A 15,840-nucleotide genomic window follows, 5' to 3' on the forward strand; every position below is an offset into this window, starting at 1 on the left:
TAGACTTTAAATGTCAATAATGTTAGACTTTGCGTGCCATTTTCTGGTATAATGATTAAAATAGGTTTGTTGTGTGATTCACTATGGATTTGACGACTTTTGGTAGATGTTAGGCAGCACTTAATTTATAGGTTTTTGTCTGTAAATTAAAGTCTACTTTTTTTGACGATTTACTACAATTATATTTTGATTACGACTTTTGAACCTTATCACAGGTTCTTTTTCATTTTTCTCTTGTATATCCTCTTTCCTTCAGCCAGTTGGAAAAGGTAGTATGGCTTACACCAAGTTCTTTGGCTCCGGCTCTTAAGCCTATTTCTTTTTTGCTCCATTTATTAGCCATATTCTCAAATTCTTTAGGAATATCTTTTTTACTTCTGCCGAATTTTACTCCTCTTTTCTTGGCTTCTCTTATCCCTTCCATCTGTCTTTGATGGGTATTTTCTCTTTCTATCTGAGCTACATAGGATAATATCTGTAAGACAATATCGGCTATAAACTTTCCGGTTATATCACTTACCTTTGTTCTTGTATCAAGAAGAGGAAAATCAAGTACGATGATTTCAGCATTTTTCTCTTTGGTAATTAGATTCCATTCCTTAATAATTTCATCATAGTTTCTTCCCAGTCTGTCTATGGATTTAATATATAGCTCATCTCCCGATTTTAGTTTTCTGATGAGCTTTTTATATTTCCTGCGGTTAAAGTCTTTCCCGCTTGCCTTGTCGATATAAATTTTATTCATTTCTACTCCCTCTTTCAAAATAGCAGTTAATTGCCTGTCTATATTTTGTTCCTTTGTCGATACTCTAATATATCCGTATTTCATATATATCCCTCCGTTTCTTTATTCATAAATTAGATATTATACGGATACCTTAAGAAAGACCTTTTTATTTTTGAAAAAGAAAAAGAAGCCTTTTGGATTTTGTTATCCATTGAGCTTCTTTGATTCTTACTCTGTAAGTTTATGAGGGTTATTCTGCTTTAACAATCTTAATTTTTACTTCCTTGACAACAGTTCTATAGTCACACACCCTAAAAACACCTTAAAAACAATAGTCCTGTTGTTACACCAAGCAAAAAAAGTAGTTCTATTGCTACGACCTCTGATTTCCCAGTGGTCAGAACTATTGTCAAACGCTCTAAAATCATAGTATAAACTCGTTGTCCAAACTTCTGTATTTTTCTCTAAACCTTTTGATTTCAAGGCTTTTCTATGCTTTTTTTCCTTACTTTCTTGACAGAAGAACTATAGTCTCCACATGAGATTATTAGGCTATTTTGGAAAATTAAATATCTCTGCAAAACCCATTGATTTTATCATAACTATAACATTTCTATTGTTTCAATCATATAATTTTTGATTAGGCTATTTTACATAATATAGAAATTATTAATCTTTTTCAGAGATTTATCGCTCGAAATATCTACCCAGCATCAACTGACATTTTTTAATTTGCATATAGTCGCAACTTTAAAATAATAATATACTTATTTTCACTAAACCTATTTTAATTTATCTGCAGCCGGATCCACTTCATACCAATGTTCTGAATTTCTTTTACACTGTAATGCAGCCACTCTTTTTGTAACTTCACGCTTTATTTTTCCATCTGAATTTAATACATCTATCCACTCTACTGGTTTATTGAAGTATTTCATTTTTCCACCACATATAGGACATTTTTCAATATGAATTTTTTCTATTGTAATCTTCCTTCCAAGTCCACTTATCGCATAATTAAAGAATAAGGGGTGTCTAGTTTCTTTTTTTGTGATACTCCTTAACCAGAATATCAGCACCAAAACTAGCATTGTTACAGCAAAAATTACGGCATATATATTATTGTTTGTGTTAACTTGATTACTCTTGTTGGTCAATAAATTAATTACAGGTTCAAATGTTTTATACATTGGAAAAACCCCTATCAATGAAATGAAAAATCCCATCCATGAAAGTAATGCCATTGTTATAGGACTTCTCCAAACAGGATCTGGTGTATATTTCGCAATCCTATCTTCTTCATGTTCACTAAATTTGTTATTTCCTGTCACGATATTAGTAGGTCCATTAAAAACATTTCCTGAAAAATTATTAATATTTGACTTAGAATATTTATCTCCCATATGTATCCTCCTATTATTTTCCTCTCTTCGAGCTATATTTTTTATTCTTTCTACGCACTGTTCCATCTTCTAAAACTTCCACATTGCTGCGGGACTCCATCTCAAGTTGAACTGCTTCAAATTGCTCTTTTGATATTATTCCCTCATGGTGTTCCTTATTCAAATACTGATTCTCGGAGCCGCCGGAATCAGCAATTGCCACATCTCCTGTATACTTCTGCCTTGTTAATGTGGATTCAATTCCTTTTTTGCTCCAGCGTTCTTTTCCTTTTGGCGATTTAATACCGTTTGTTTCCAATCTCTTTATAATTCCACCTATGCTACACCCCTCCAGATACCAATTAAAAATATCTCTGACGACTTTAGCTTGTTCGTCATCAATAACTAGCATTCCATATTTATCTTTTTTGTATCCATAGCAAGGACGATTATATAATCCTGATGTACCGTTCTCTGCTTTCCTCTTCAGCCCCCAACGTATATTTTCACTTCTCCATTCATTCTCAGACTGTTCACAAGCTTCAATCACACTTATAAGCAATTCATCGCCTATTGCTTCTGTGTCAATCTTATCTCGTTCAAAAATAATTCTTTTGCCCGCTGCACGAATCTTTCGTATGGCTTCCAGACATTCCTGTGTGTCACGTCCAAAACGACTAATACTTTTTGTAAGTATAATATCGATATTTCCTTTTTCACATTCACTTATCATTCTATTGAATTCTATTCTTGATGTTCCTGTTTTAGCAGAAGCAACATCTAAAAAAATATCTGCTACAAACCAAGTCCTATGAGCTACCGCCAATCTAGTGAGTCCTGATACTTGTGTAGACAAACTTTCCATTTGTTCCTTACGGTTTGTACTCACACGAGCGTAGATACCAACAGCATAATCCTTAATCACTCTACGAGGTTGTATCACTGTTATATTTTCATGAATTCTATTTAGTTCATCCACACTCGAGTCCCCTTTCAAATTTAGTATAATTAAATTGCTAATTTAGCATAATGATTATTAGTCTATTATCGTAATTCTTAATCAAAAAAATTTGACAACAGTTCTATAGTCACACACCCTAAAAACACCTCAAAAACAATAGTACCGTTGTTACACCAAGCAAAAAAAGCAGTTCTGTTGCCACACCCCTCTATTTTCCAGTGGTCAGAACTATTGTCAAATGCTCTAAAATCACAATGTAACCCCTCTGTCCAAACCTCTGCATTTTTCTCTAAACCTTTTGATTTCAAGGCTTTTATACAACTTTTCTTCTTACTTCCTTGACAGAAGAACTATGGTCTCCACATGAACACTATATTTACCACCTGACCATGTATGTTTATCTTTATCAATATAGAACTCTCCAACTAATCCTGTAAAGCTATCCTTAACCTGTACCTTGTAGCCACATTTACAATCTATATTGCCAAATCCTGAAATACTACAAGTTTTTTCAGGACCCTTTAATTCATTTTTAATTTCATCATCAGATAAAGCCTTATCCTTTCCTTGTTCAATAACCTTAGTTATATAATGATATAATTTTTTTAGCTGTGGATCGATTTTTTCTTTTACCTTGTTTCCTTTTTCATCAACAACCAATACCCTACTTACCATATCATTCATCGATATTTTATAGCTAGCTGATTCTATATTGCTTGACTCCTCAAACATAAGCTTCAATTTAACTATACCTTTTTCAACGACGTTAAACTTATCCAAATCAACTTCAATCATGTATTTTTTATGAGCTTTATCTTTCTTAGAATGCTCTGTATACGCACTCATTATAACATCATATCTAGTAGCACCAATAAACAGCTTTGTAATTTTAGTTTCAGCAGGTGCAAGCTTACCATAAGCTAAAGCATGTTGACCGTCTTTTCCCTTAAACACCGCTTTTGCAATATCACAAGCTGTTGTGTTTACAAAATTATAACTTACTTGATCCTTACTCAATAAGAAGCCTATATCAAAAGCCGTCATAGATAGACGATTATCTGTATTTGATTTATCAATATCTATTATAGTTCCTCTGAATATCTCTTTTCCACCTACATAAAAACAACAAGTAGAGCCTTCTACTATACCTATTTGTTGTATTTTTGAGTCATTTACTGCTTGGATAAATGAAAACTCCAAACACCTAGATGGGGATTTAATATCCCCACTCCAGGTAACAGATGATAGTACGCTAGATAGTTTATAAAATTTACCTTGTCTAATGTGAACTATTAGTTCTATGTCTTCATTTTTATACTTCATTAAGGTATCACCAACTTCCAACCACTATATATTACATTAGATTTTTTTAATTGTGGGTACTTCTTTAAATTCTCTGCATTTGATGTTATCTTTTTATATTTAGAGCCATTACCGTAATATTTCTGTGCAATCATAAATAGATATTCACCATGCTTTACAGTATGTATTTTAGAGCTTTTACTTAACTCATTTTTTTCTAGGTTTCTCGAATACACTTTATTTGGAACTGTATTTGATGGATTTGAACTCTTTGAGGTGTTCGGAGGTGTCCATTCTGGAATAATGATATCTTCATCTTCCTTTAACTCTAATGTGAAATATACATCCCCACTTCCATCTTTTTCAAGAAACTCAAAATGGCTTATTCTTACAGGTATGTTAATAGGTGTCGATGTCACAATATATCTAAGTCTTTCCCCATCTCTACACCATTTTTCTAGCTTATTAACGTAACTATATGGGTCTGTTGTAGGTCCATCTATAAATTGATAATTAGCACCCTCATGTGGGAAAAAACTGGATAAACTAATCGAGGAAGGCTCATATCCATTAAAGATATTTACCTTCCCTTTTTTTACTATATTTTCCCCTGAGATATCAGCATTGATATTTTTCCCTATCTCTGACGGTATAACCGGAAATCTTAAATTTTCAGTATTTGAATTTAGATATACTTCCAAGTTTTATACACCCCCTGCTTTAGCCAATTTCATTCTTTTTACAAGTCTACTAACTAATAAATCAATATCGGCTTCTTCTCTTACTGTAATATCATTTATATTTATCACAATACGTTCTTGATCTCTATTTTCATACTCATTTGCCTCTCGTTTTGTCAGTAATTTTTCCCCTTGATGAGCTCTAATTGGGTAGTTGTCATAGGGTATTCTTGACTGTCCCATAGCTCTTCTCGCATATGAGGGTACTCCACTGTTGTCTACACCTATGCCACCGCTACTACTGCCTGTTTGGAAACCATCTAAGCCATTAAGCCCCTCAAAGTTGGTATTTCTCATATGATTGATAGTTTTATCCCACCATTGCATAACATCTTTTAATGCGCCAACGATACCGCTGATAGCATTATTAATCCCAGTTAATAGTGGTAATATTACTTTATCAGCAAGTTTAAGTTTCACCTGCATTAATTGCCATTTTTTCTCCCAATCAGATGCCAATAATTTTATTGCATTTTTTATAAAATCAGGATTTTCTTTCAAAAATTTAAACACATCTTCAGCTACACCTTTGAAAAATTGGAATACATCCCCCATTCCTTCAAATGCACCATTTACCTGTTGACCAAACATATTTATGGCTTCTTGTGCTTCCGGAGAATTAGTAATAATATGATTATAAACATCATCCAGCATATCCGTTATTGGCTTCGCTGCCGTTTTTAGCTTACTAAAATCGATACCCCCAAAATTAGTAATATCTAATAACTTCCATAGTCCGTCAATAGCTTTTTCTGCATCTGTAAACAAACCGCTAAAGAAATCCTTAACTATTTGACTGTCGAAAATCTTTTGCATTCTTTCATACATAGGTGTATATACTTTTGATTCTAGTAAGTTATTTGCTATTACCCAAGCATCTTTGAAGTTCATAGGTATATTTTGGAATTCTTTATTTACCTGTTCTGAATTTTTAAGAATTGCACGTTTAACTAAATCAGCAGTAAGAAGACCCTCTTTCCCGGCTTCCTTAATGCCCATTCCAACTTCTTTTTCAATCATTTTCGCCATTAGTGGAGCTGACTCCCTTATCGTTCTAAGTTCATCACCTTGGAGTGTACCACTTGCCAAACCTTGATTTAACTGATACATTGCTGAACTTGCTTCTTCTCCTGATGAACCACCTTTTCTAAATGATTGCATAGCAGTTTGGTAGAATTTAGCAGCTTCTTGAGGTTTACCGCCAAACACATCAGGTGACATCTGCATAAGCTTAGTCATACCATTTCTAACATCAGATAAATTTGATCGTGAATTTCTAGCTACACCCTGGACTAGACTATCATATCCACCAATACTCATACCACCTCTATCAAGTGAACTTGCCCTAGCTTTGTAATCCGAATAATTATTATATCCGTCAATTGTAACTTTTATGACCTTATCTTTAAGGCTATTAAGACCTTGCTGAATCTTCTGTATTCCCCATTGGGTCATATCGTTTAATTTCACTTTAATATCGTTATATGCACTTTTAGCAAGTTTCCCAATCCCAAGGCTTATCAATCCTATTCCAGCCAACACGGGATGTTTTCCTAAAAGTTTAAGTGGGATACTTCCAAGTGGTCCTAGCTTATTAAGCTTACCACCGATGGCATCCAACCCTTTAGATGCTAAATCTTTTACTTCAATAGGTATCTTATTCGATTTTTTTATCATATCACCAAAAGATTTGTACTTCTTTGATACTTCATCAACTTGTTTTTTAGCATCCTTACCATCCACTTTTAATTTTTTATTACCTTTCAAGCTCTTATCAAATTCCTTATTGGCTTTTTCAATTTCTTTCGTTTCCTTTTTAAATTTTCTAAGCTCCGCTTGCATCCGCTTTAATTCTTTAGTCATTAAATCTTCAGCTTTAAACCTAGCTTTCAATTCTGTTGTATTTGTTGCCATCTACTACCCCCTTTCTCCCACCATAAAAGGGCAAAGTTGATATTTTTTCTCGTCTAATCTATCTTCTATTTCTTTGAATAGAAATGCCTTCATCATTCTATATTCACCAATATCTGATTTCTTTTTTTTATATAATTCAGATGGAGTCAGTCTTGCGTACTTCCAGAAATAGTAAAAAGTACGCAATTCATCATCCACCTCAATTAGTTTTTTATTTCATCTTCCTTTGGTATATTATTAATTAAATTATCATATGCAGCATATAATAAATCTATTTCGTCTGGGGTAAGCAAAACTAATACGAGATCAGTTGGTGTCCCTACCTTAAACTTGCTTATAAGTTCTTTATTTTTAAATAGTGCTTCACCATTATAGAATACAGAATAAACTAAAGTCAGCAACTTTCTCATCCTATTATTTTCAGCCATTTCTAGCTTCCCTTTGTCTGCCATCTTAAGCTTGTAACCATACTCTTCAAGCTCTGCTTCTTGCTCCAAACTCATCCTACGCATTTCAATGATAAAAGGTTGATTAAACATTCTAGACAAGCTATCTATTTCTATTTCCTCTTTTTTAACTAAAAAATCATCTCTATCTTTACTAAGCAATAAATCAATCAAATTAACATTTTTTTCACTCATTTTTTATCTCCTTATATCAAATCTATTGGGTCAAAATCATCAAATGTAAATGGGGCTTCTATTTTTCCAACCTCTCCATTTTTAAAGTCAGCAAGGGTTAAGTCATCAAATTGCACTCCCATATATCTAATTCTTTCAGCTCCCACATTATCAGGGTCATCAAGCTTAGATATAATTTCAAAACTAATTGTTTTTTGCTCTTTCATTCTAACACCAATCAACTTTGTCATTCTTGATGAAACCTTAGTCATAGTGCAAGACCCTTTACCCTCTGCTCCTGTTGTTTTATGGGCGTCTATCATTTGTCTTGGTCTTGGTATTGCCGTCTTTTTAAAATCTATTTTAGCTTGAAACCCTTCAAGTTCTGCAACATATTCCCCATCTAACCACAGCTCACCGAAAGTACCACTTATACCATCAGTACCTAGTATCTGTTTTACTTGTTCTTTATCTGCCATATTTAAGCACCTCCTAAACATTTATATTTATATAAAAATCTTCCATAGCATCCACGCCCTTAAGCGTTATCACTATAAAAACTTTTGAACCAGTATTAAATTCTTTAAGCTCCTGTTCACTCAAAGATTTTACATCAACACCCTTTTCAATCAAATATTTTTTTTGTGCTTCCATATCAATATTTACAGAAAATCCATTTGCTATCATTTCACTTCTGTTCAAATCCTCTAAAAATCCTTTTATTTCAGATATCAGCAAACATTTATTATCATAGCTATTAGATACCTTACCTACATAAAAATCGGTAATGGACTTTTTAACAGCGTTATTAATCATCTTATACGTTCGTACTAGCTTTATTTTCTTGAAAGTTTCTCCTTCATTTCCATCAACGCCAGTTAGAGATGTAACACCTCTGGCTATTCTTACTTTACCGCCTTTTTTTACGAGTACCAACTTACCAGCATTTATTAAAGAGTTCAATTCTTCATTAGTTTTTTTAGGTATATTAGTGATGAACGGCACATTGCAATATGTTATGGATTGTGTAAAAGGTGTACCTGCACACGCACCAACGATAAAAGGCAATAGTTTATTGGCAGTGTAGGTAACTGAACCTTCCTTTATATTATCTGTCGCAAACTCAATCACACTACTTGAATTACTTGGATTATTTGTTGCTATTACAACATCCGCCCAATGTCCTATTTCCTTAAGTTTGTTAATGAATGCTATTAGCTTTGGATTTTCAACCTCGTCTGTAGCATCAGGCATACACATATAATTGAATTCAACATTTTCTAATACCTCAAGTGCGTTATCTAATGTATCATCACTACCTATTGAATATACAATAACCTTTGATGGTGTGTACGCTCTTTCCTCAAGCACCCCACCTACTCTCACATCCTGAATATTACCTTTGAATGCGTGCTCTATATACATAAGATTATCAGATTTATACTTTTCAGTTACTTGATCAAATGACACGTATTCTTTCAAACCCTTAACAGTTGAGTCCTTTAATATCAAAAGAGCCACACTAGTACTAGCACCTTCTAATGCTCTTCTTTTTTCTTCTTTGAAACTAATTTTTAACTCAGTTAGCCCCATTTTTTACCTCACTTTCTATTTTTAATACGTCACTACTACGCATTCTTATAACTTCAATCACATTACTATCATTTTTATCAAAATATACCTGTTCATGATAACTTGTTTTAATGCTAAAATTCAAAGTATACCCCACTTCATCTTTTAGTATCAAAGTGTCAATATCGGATATATGAATATATCTTCTACCAACCTTTATACTTCTTACAAATTGAGTTTCTAACAATTCTTTGATTTCATTTAAATCGGATTTTTTAACTCTACCGTGTGGGAAGTATCGTATGTCAATTACAAGTGATTTTTTATTAAAGTGTAAATTTACTGATTTTGAATTTTCTATATGAACATCAATAAAAAAACAGCTACCTTTATTTAAATATAATTGTAATTGGTCGTCATCATCTGTTATTTTACATTTATAGTCAGTATCCTTTATGGTCTCATAAATCATAGATGATACTGATTTAATCAATTCATTTATCTTAATCATTATTTACCACCCGTAATCTCATCCAATATTCTTTTACCTTCTTTTTCTAATGTTTCTTTTCCTACCTTCATAGCATTTCTAAGCATAAATTTACCTGGAACAAATAGTATTTTTCCATCATCACCAACTACACTCTTACGTCTACGCTTAGATGGTTTAAGTCCCATACCTGCCCTAGTCCTATGACCGTATTCAACATCCCAAGCATAGTATTCCCCCTTAGACTGTACATCGTTATATATTTCAACCGAATCTCCTAAATCTCTTATTTTCCATCCACGTCTTAGATTTCCTGCCGTTTTAGCTTTAGGATTTTTATTCACCGGAGTATTTTCAACCACGTCTTCAAGTATTTCAGTAGCAACAGTCATTTTTAATTTATCAAATTCTTCAGGTATTTTCTTTTCAATATTTTCAAGTCGTTTTATTAACTCATCCATTCCCTCAAATTCAAAACTCATTATACTCTCTCCTTCAGCGTTACCGGAATCTCTAAATGTGACGCCCACTTAAAAGGTATACCTGCCACACAATCATATACACGACCTAAATGAGTTATAACAAGTTTATCACCCTCTATAACATCTTCTTCAGGTCGTGTATACACTGTATAATCAATAACTATTTCATTATCGTGATATCCTGTGGTCGCCTTATCTAGTTCACAAAGCACATTAGATTTAATAGTTTGTGGCTTCATTGTAGTTAAGTGTGAATCATCTTCTATTTCCATGTGTCTAATTATATCCATTCTATCATGGTAGGTACTTGCCAATATGTCTGATTCTCTCACTTAGTTACCTCCATTCATTCTGATAGTTCCGACTTTCTTAAACCTTATTAAATGCGTTTTATATTTACTTATCAAATCATCCACACTTGTTATTTTAGTGTTAGTACTAACATTATATTCTATTTTCGTATTCCCTCTAGTTATGGATTTAATCCCACCTGTATTTTGAGTATCTTGACCACTAGAAGATAGTGATTTATTATACTCAGCCAGCATCTCCACAATAACAAGTTCTAATTCGGTTGGTATATCTTCCCTATTACAATAGTTTTTTATCTTTTGAATTAGGATATCGAGAACGAGAGATATAGTTATCTCGTTCTCGATAGTTCCTACTAATATCTTGAGTTTTTCAATTATTCTCTCGTTCATCTAAATCACCCCTAAACAGCTTTTATCTGACAAGTAAAATTAACCAATGCCTTTGGTTCAATAACTTTTGTACCATAAACAAATAACCCTTTTACCGCATCAGCAAAAGTTTTTTCTGGTCTGTATGGCTCTATCTTTGTTATCTGACCTGCATAGCTAATTGCTTGGTCTGTTCCAGCCATTATTGAATACTTCTTAGTTGATACAGGCACGTTATTAGACATTCTAAGGTTAAACCCTGCTACATCAGCACCATCCACTACACCATTTTCTAGCACTTTGAAATCCTTAGTGAATCTTGGGTCTTTTGATAACATCCCTAAATACCAAGCTGGTATAATGGCAAATCTGCCGGCTCTTGTTACATTATTTTCATCTAGTTTAACAGCCAAATCAACTAACTGATCATAAGCGTTCGCTACTTCAATATCAACAGGTGCTGACGAAGTACCAACTTTTATTCCTGCATCTTTTACAAAACTCGCTATATGTTGATCTATTACATCACCAATCGCATATGATGCTCTATCCATAGCTTTATCAACTAACTTAATATTCGCTTGAGCTGCGTCGATATCGTCAACTTTAAAGTTAAAATATTTCGCTTGGTCTATAACTAGTTCCTGTTGAGTTGAAGTTATTTCTTCTGGGTCTGCAAGCTTCTTTGCTGCACCATCACCAGTTAAATAATCTTTTATTGAGATAGGTCCAATCTGATTAATTTTAACCTTATCACCCAAATTTTTGATTTCCCCTTCGTAGTCATGATTTACCACATTAGCATACACTAATTTTTTATCTAAGTTTGCAAGTAGCCTAGCACTCCACAGTGTAGGTATAAAATTCTTTACTGTCATATTAATTCACCATTACCTTTCTTATAACTTCATGCCTTTGATTGAATCCCAATTTGCATTGATTTCATCAATAGACATACCCTTTAGCTTATCCACAGATATCGTAGTATTCTTGTCAGTAGTCTTGGGTGTTTTTCCTTTTAACCTCTCAGTAACAGCCTTTTCTACTGCACTATCAAACTTTTCTTTAAACAGCTTGATATTTTCATTTGTAGATTCAGCATTTTCACCCATTAAAAAAGAACTAAATTCAACATCAAGCCCTTGTTTACCAAGTTCTTTTACTGTCTCTAGTTCCAATTGGTCTCTCTGAAATTTTGCCCTCTCTGATTCAAACTTTTCCTTTTCTTTCTCAAACTGTGCCTTTGCTCTTTCATCTGCTGTCATCTTAGCAAGCTTCTCAGCTTCTGACTTTTCCTTTTCTAGTTTCTCCTGGTACTCTTTTTCCCATTTAGCTCTAGACGATTCCATCGCCTGTGTAACCCTTTTATCAGATTCAGATTGAATTAATTTCTGTAGTTCCTCATCTGTGTAAGTTTTACTCTCTGGCTTGTTTTCTTCTGGTGGATTCTCACCACCATTACCAGCTCCTGTATCTTCTGCCAGTAGCTGTAAATTCATTCTTAATAGTCCCTGTAAGTTATTTTTCATCCCTTATAGTTACTCCTTTCATTGTAATAAAATAAGACCTTTTAACGTCGTGTCTAGGACGATTGTATTAAAAAAAGCACCTCAACATTTACTGTTAAAGTGCTTATATAAATGGTGTGATGTCTTTAACATCTTTCAAACCATTCTTAATCTTTTGCATTGTAGAATTTTCTTGTAAAAACTCCATACCCTTGATTGTTAATCTAGGCTCTATTGCTTTAAATCCATATCCACCGCAATAATTAACTCTTGCAAAGCCATCAATTAAATCATCATCAATCATTGACTGAAGTATTTTATTGCGTCTTTCTTCGCTTATTTTTAATGCTTCTAGAAATGTTCCATCAAATATATTGCTATCCATAGATTCTTCAATTCCTACAAGAATTTTATAAACTATTTTGAGATTGTCCACTATATCACCTCTTCAATATCATCTAGTTTTACATCTATATCTTCCCAAGTATATTCATCATTACCAACAGTAACTAAAAAGACTTCATAATCTCCATATATCTCCATTACGTCACCTTCTCTACCGTCTTTTAATCTAACTCTATCATACTGTTTTATTTTCATATTACTTCACCTCTTCAATTATCACAGTAGTTAAGTGTGTTTTATCCTTATCTACACCCCAACCTACTTTTACATTAGTTGGTATCCCGTCTTTATTGTACATGATAATTTTTTGTTCATACCTAGTTACATGACCATTGCTACCTTTATTTACAACTGGATTTTCTTTAGCCTTTTTAAGTATATCTTTTTCGAACTCTTTATAATTATCTATGTTGTAGCCCAGCCTTTTTTCAATTAACTTTCCTTTATTCAAGCCACTTACGTTGTTGCCACCAAATAGATATTTTTCAAATTTATTTTTGTCAATTGTTGCGGTGTCAACGTTAGGCAACTTCAGTTCAGGATTATTTTTAAGCTTCATTCTCCTAGTGTAATCAACACTTCTTAACCTTCTATCTCTTTCACTTTCATTATACTTTAAATCTTGGTAATTATCAAAACTTTTAGGAACTTGTACGCCTACATTTTTATACATTTCAAACTGTTTTTTATCACTATGTCTGTTCTTCCACTTCTTTTCTTCAATCAAATATTCAGGATTACTTTCAACATACTTCTTATACCACTCTTTATAATTTAAAGACTTATCTACCTTTACCTCATTACCATCTTTATCCCTTGCTGTTCTAGTTCCTTCTAACTTTCCTGTATATGGTGCTGTTGCACTTCGGCATCTGGGGTGCATTGGTGGATAGTTAACACCTGCTTGAGCTTCAGATACTAGATATATTTCGTGGTCTAATTCCCTACAAGTATCAGATGTTCTAAAGTCAAGAGTAGCTATATAAATGTATTTTTGAACATTCATAGCTTCGTATGCTTTTTTAGTTCCGAGTCCACTGAAATATGCTTGTTCAGTGTGAATTAGTGTGGCTGCTGCTTTTTTACTAACATCTATTTTTTTAGTGATCTTATCTATTGCATCCTCAGTGTCTACACCTTGAATAGCTGACTGTATTATTATTTCCTCCAAAGTATCCTTTAACAAAGTTCTGTTTTTCCATATCCTCTCACTAAAATTTTTGCCACTCCAGGGTTTAGCAAACTCTTTTAATATTTCAGCTTTAGATAATACATTTAGATTTTTAACAGTCACTTCACTGGCCACACTAACATCAAATAAAGTTTTAAAATAATTTGATTTAGTAGATTCATATAATAATCCCTCTACTTTTTCATCAGTAAATTTAAAAACACCATCTATATGCTTTTGTATCTCAAAGAATGATTGTTCAAGTCGTGAAATTCGGCTTCTAGCTGACAGCGTATTGAGTTCTAACAGAATATTAGGGTTATCTATCATTTCCATATATTCAGCAAGCTCTCGTTTGAATTTAGTGTATTCTTTACCAGTTAAAAGTTTTATAGCTAAATCATAATCTATCTCATTATTTTCAGAAAACCTATAAAATATCATTGCTATTTCTTTTTCTATCTTTTTCAAACAATTCTCAAATTGCTCATTAACCAACCTAATTACTTCATCAGAATCCCTCAAATCTTCGAGTTGCCTTTCTTTAGCTCTTTTAATCCAGTAGTCCGATATTTTAACTTTCGGCATTTACATCAACCCCTATATTGTAAGGTTCTTCAACTGTCAAATCCTCTTCCTTTTTCTTTTTCTCAATCTCTTCAACGGCATTTTCAACAAATGGCAACTGATTAATTAATGTCTCATTGCTGAGATAAGGAGATAAATTTTTGATTGTTTGAGACAGTTCATATACATTTTGTGGCAGCGTATTTGAAAACTTAATCTGAATATCAGTGAATAAATCTATATCTTTTTCAAGGCTAAGGGTATTACAAATAAGCTCTATTCGTCTTTGTAGACCTTTTTTAAACTTACGTTCTTTATTCGACCTTATCTGTTCCATTGCAAGGATTTTATATCTTATAGATACACCACTAAGATTATTACCAAAGCTTTCATCTTGCATATCTGGAGTGTATGAAAATTTATGTATGTCTCGCCTTAATCTATCCTTGTAGTTCTCAACCCAGCTATCATTTACATCTTTAATTAGCCATTTAGCATCTCCCTCACTATCAAGTAATAAAACCCTTTCTTTTCTTAATTCATCAATATCATCTGAATTTGTACCATTCATATTTACCAAAACTAAAAACGCATCGGTAAACTGATCCATATCGTTTAATGTGTTTGACTGTGATTTATTATATGCATCTATCAAGTGTATCGCCTGTTCAAAATCTCCCTGCTCTTCTTTGTTGTTAACATACTCTACAACTGGAACATCATTAAATGTATGCTCAGCTACATCTTCAAGTTTTAAATCGGTATCTTTCCCTTTATAAATCCAACAGGCATCTTTATCATAAACTTCAACGAATGTGACTTTATCATTACCATCACCCACATCATAATACCTAATTGCAAATTTAATACTTGGGGATATTGTCATATCATATATTACAAACATATTTGATGGGTCAATCTCATTAAATCTTATCTTGGCATTTTCATCACGATATAATAATTCATATGCTTTTCCTTTGATGCTACAAATTTTGGCAAGCTCTAAATTTTCTTCCTGTTCATCTGAATAATCAAATATACCCTGTAATTCATCAATTAACTTATTATTTCCTTTGCTTGAATAACTTATCGGTTGGCCTACAAAATAACCTACAAGCATATCAGTAATGTACTTAGGATATGGATTAACTATCTTATTATTAGGCAAACCATCATCACGTTTGACATTTAAAATATCGTGCTTACCCTCGTAATAATTTTGTAGCTTGAGATATCTAGCACATTCAACTTTATGCTTTTTAATAAACTTTTGTATATCGTCTATACTCAATTCGTCTTTATCTGTTCTAAACAAT

The 15,840-nt window shown here is 32.9% G+C and carries 22 protein-coding genes; all 22 read right to left on the reverse strand.

The features are described 5' to 3' along the window. Positions 1 to 223: 223 nt before the first annotated feature. The gene (locus BM120_RS03555) at positions 224 to 829 is read right to left on the reverse strand and encodes a recombinase family protein (RefSeq protein ID WP_091993315.1); all 606 of its coding nucleotides are present in this window, start codon (positions 827 to 829) and stop codon (positions 224 to 226) included. A 174-nt stretch (positions 830 to 1,003) separates the two neighbouring features. Next, on the reverse strand, positions 1,004 to 1,210 hold the full coding sequence (locus tag BM120_RS10690) for a hypothetical protein (RefSeq protein ID WP_143076508.1): 207 nt from the start codon (positions 1,208 to 1,210) through the stop codon (positions 1,004 to 1,006). A gap of 299 nt (positions 1,211 to 1,509) precedes the next feature. After that, positions 1,510 to 2,130, reverse strand: a complete 621-nt coding sequence (locus tag BM120_RS03560) for a hypothetical protein (protein ID WP_091993317.1) — start codon at positions 2,128 to 2,130, stop codon at positions 1,510 to 1,512. A 13-nt stretch (positions 2,131 to 2,143) separates the two neighbouring features. Further along, on the reverse strand, positions 2,144 to 3,088 hold the full coding sequence (locus BM120_RS03565; protein ID WP_091993318.1) for a recombinase family protein: 945 nt from the start codon (positions 3,086 to 3,088) through the stop codon (positions 2,144 to 2,146). 77 nt (positions 3,089 to 3,165) lie between these two features. After that, positions 3,166 to 3,378: a hypothetical protein gene (locus tag BM120_RS03570; RefSeq protein WP_091993320.1), complete on the reverse strand. Its 213-nt coding sequence runs from the start codon at positions 3,376 to 3,378 to the stop codon at positions 3,166 to 3,168. A gap of 22 nt (positions 3,379 to 3,400) precedes the next feature. After that, entirely contained in the window at positions 3,401 to 4,393 is a 993-nt protein-coding gene (locus BM120_RS03575; protein ID WP_242941550.1) for an XkdQ/YqbQ family protein, read from the reverse strand. Then, complete coding sequence (locus tag BM120_RS03580; RefSeq protein WP_091993321.1) at positions 4,393 to 5,073, reverse strand: LysM peptidoglycan-binding domain-containing protein; 681 nt, start codon at positions 5,071 to 5,073, stop codon at positions 4,393 to 4,395. The genes BM120_RS03575 and BM120_RS03580 overlap by 1 nt, the downstream gene beginning before the upstream one ends. A gap of 3 nt (positions 5,074 to 5,076) precedes the next feature. After that, positions 5,077 to 6,954 carry a tape measure protein gene (locus tag BM120_RS03585; RefSeq protein ID WP_177187364.1) on the reverse strand — a complete coding sequence of 626 codons (1,878 nt, stop codon included), beginning with the start codon at positions 6,952 to 6,954 and terminating at the stop codon, positions 5,077 to 5,079. Between the two features lie 75 nt (positions 6,955 to 7,029). Further along, positions 7,030 to 7,212 carry a hypothetical protein gene (locus BM120_RS03590; RefSeq protein WP_091993325.1) on the reverse strand — a complete coding sequence of 61 codons (183 nt, stop codon included), beginning with the start codon at positions 7,210 to 7,212 and terminating at the stop codon, positions 7,030 to 7,032. Positions 7,213 to 7,229: 17 nt separating this feature from the next. Beyond that, positions 7,230 to 7,667: a phage tail assembly chaperone gene (locus BM120_RS03595; protein ID WP_091993326.1), complete on the reverse strand. Its 438-nt coding sequence runs from the start codon at positions 7,665 to 7,667 to the stop codon at positions 7,230 to 7,232. 11 nt (positions 7,668 to 7,678) lie between these two features. After that, positions 7,679 to 8,125, reverse strand: a complete 447-nt coding sequence (locus BM120_RS03600) for a phage tail tube protein (RefSeq protein WP_091993328.1) — start codon at positions 8,123 to 8,125, stop codon at positions 7,679 to 7,681. A 13-nt stretch (positions 8,126 to 8,138) separates the two neighbouring features. After that, complete coding sequence (locus BM120_RS03605) at positions 8,139 to 9,239, reverse strand: phage tail sheath C-terminal domain-containing protein (RefSeq protein ID WP_091993330.1); 1,101 nt, start codon at positions 9,237 to 9,239, stop codon at positions 8,139 to 8,141. Further along, positions 9,226 to 9,729 carry a phage tail terminator family protein gene (locus BM120_RS03610; protein ID WP_091993332.1) on the reverse strand — a complete coding sequence of 168 codons (504 nt, stop codon included), beginning with the start codon at positions 9,727 to 9,729 and terminating at the stop codon, positions 9,226 to 9,228. Before BM120_RS03610 ends, BM120_RS03605 begins: the two co-directional genes overlap by 14 nt. Continuing rightward, positions 9,729 to 10,190 (reverse strand): HK97 gp10 family phage protein, encoded by a 462-nt coding sequence (locus BM120_RS03615; protein WP_091993334.1) that lies wholly within the window; start codon positions 10,188 to 10,190, stop codon positions 9,729 to 9,731. The genes BM120_RS03610 and BM120_RS03615 overlap by 1 nt, the downstream gene beginning before the upstream one ends. Next, entirely contained in the window at positions 10,190 to 10,522 is a 333-nt protein-coding gene (locus tag BM120_RS03620; RefSeq protein ID WP_091993335.1) for a hypothetical protein, read from the reverse strand. Before BM120_RS03620 ends, BM120_RS03615 begins: the two co-directional genes overlap by 1 nt. Then, positions 10,523 to 10,894, reverse strand: coding sequence for a head-tail connector protein (locus BM120_RS03625; protein WP_091993337.1), 372 nt, complete (start codon positions 10,892 to 10,894; stop codon positions 10,523 to 10,525). It lies immediately after the preceding gene. 11 nt (positions 10,895 to 10,905) lie between these two features. Next, entirely contained in the window at positions 10,906 to 11,751 is an 846-nt protein-coding gene (locus BM120_RS03630) for a phage major capsid protein (RefSeq protein WP_091993338.1), read from the reverse strand. A gap of 21 nt (positions 11,752 to 11,772) precedes the next feature. After that, a complete protein-coding gene (locus BM120_RS03635; protein WP_091993339.1) occupies positions 11,773 to 12,402 on the reverse strand; it encodes a DUF4355 domain-containing protein in 630 nt (209 codons plus the stop codon). 103 nt (positions 12,403 to 12,505) lie between these two features. Continuing rightward, complete coding sequence (locus tag BM120_RS03640; RefSeq protein ID WP_091993341.1) at positions 12,506 to 12,817, reverse strand: YjcQ family protein; 312 nt, start codon at positions 12,815 to 12,817, stop codon at positions 12,506 to 12,508. Then, positions 12,817 to 12,981, reverse strand: a complete 165-nt coding sequence (locus tag BM120_RS10850; RefSeq protein WP_177187365.1) for a hypothetical protein — start codon at positions 12,979 to 12,981, stop codon at positions 12,817 to 12,819. The genes BM120_RS03640 and BM120_RS10850 overlap by 1 nt, the downstream gene beginning before the upstream one ends. A 1-nt stretch (position 12,982) precedes the next feature. After that, positions 12,983 to 14,545, reverse strand: coding sequence for a minor capsid protein (locus BM120_RS03645; RefSeq protein WP_091993343.1), 1,563 nt, complete (start codon positions 14,543 to 14,545; stop codon positions 12,983 to 12,985). Continuing rightward, a complete protein-coding gene (locus BM120_RS03650; RefSeq protein ID WP_091993344.1) occupies positions 14,532 to 15,839 on the reverse strand; it encodes a phage portal protein in 1,308 nt (435 codons plus the stop codon). The genes BM120_RS03645 and BM120_RS03650 overlap by 14 nt, the downstream gene beginning before the upstream one ends. Between the last annotated feature and the right edge of the window lies 1 nt (position 15,840).

The sequence above is a fragment of the Peptostreptococcus sp. D1 genome (assembly GCF_900112955.1).
Lineage (GTDB): Bacteria > Bacillota > Clostridia > Peptostreptococcales > Peptostreptococcaceae > Peptostreptococcus.

What these genes read in the sequence shown, in the direction of transcription:
- BM120_RS03610 (WP_091993332.1), bottom strand. Translation starts at nt 9,729, where the DNA reads ATGATTAAGATAAATGAATTGATTAAATCAGTATCATCTATGATTTAT.
- BM120_RS03645 (WP_091993343.1), bottom strand. Translation starts at nt 14,545, where the DNA reads ATGCCGAAAGTTAAAATATCGGACTACTGGATTAAAAGAGCTAAAGAA.
- BM120_RS10850 (WP_177187365.1), bottom strand. Translation starts at nt 12,981, where the DNA reads ATGAAAATAAAACAGTATGATAGAGTTAGATTAAAAGACGGTAGAGAA.
- BM120_RS03635 (WP_091993339.1), bottom strand. Translation starts at nt 12,402, where the DNA reads ATGAAAAATAACTTACAGGGACTATTAAGAATGAATTTACAGCTACTG.
- BM120_RS03585 (WP_177187364.1), bottom strand. Translation starts at nt 6,954, where the DNA reads ATGCAAGCGGAGCTTAGAAAATTTAAAAAGGAAACGAAAGAAATTGAA.
- BM120_RS03555 (WP_091993315.1), bottom strand. Translation starts at nt 829, where the DNA reads ATGAAATACGGATATATTAGAGTATCGACAAAGGAACAAAATATAGAC.
- BM120_RS03575 (WP_242941550.1), bottom strand. Translation starts at nt 4,393, where the DNA reads ATGAAGTATAAAAATGAAGACATAGAACTAATAGTTCACATTAGACAA.
- BM120_RS03625 (WP_091993337.1), bottom strand. Translation starts at nt 10,894, where the DNA reads ATGAACGAGAGAATAATTGAAAAACTCAAGATATTAGTAGGAACTATC.
- BM120_RS03615 (WP_091993334.1), bottom strand. Translation starts at nt 10,190, where the DNA reads ATGAGTTTTGAATTTGAGGGAATGGATGAGTTAATAAAACGACTTGAA.
- BM120_RS03595 (WP_091993326.1), bottom strand. Translation starts at nt 7,667, where the DNA reads ATGAGTGAAAAAAATGTTAATTTGATTGATTTATTGCTTAGTAAAGAT.
- BM120_RS03600 (WP_091993328.1), bottom strand. Translation starts at nt 8,125, where the DNA reads ATGGCAGATAAAGAACAAGTAAAACAGATACTAGGTACTGATGGTATA.
- BM120_RS03560 (WP_091993317.1), bottom strand. Translation starts at nt 2,130, where the DNA reads ATGGGAGATAAATATTCTAAGTCAAATATTAATAATTTTTCAGGAAAT.
- BM120_RS03630 (WP_091993338.1), bottom strand. Translation starts at nt 11,751, where the DNA reads ATGACAGTAAAGAATTTTATACCTACACTGTGGAGTGCTAGGCTACTT.
- BM120_RS03605 (WP_091993330.1), bottom strand. Translation starts at nt 9,239, where the DNA reads ATGGGGCTAACTGAGTTAAAAATTAGTTTCAAAGAAGAAAAAAGAAGA.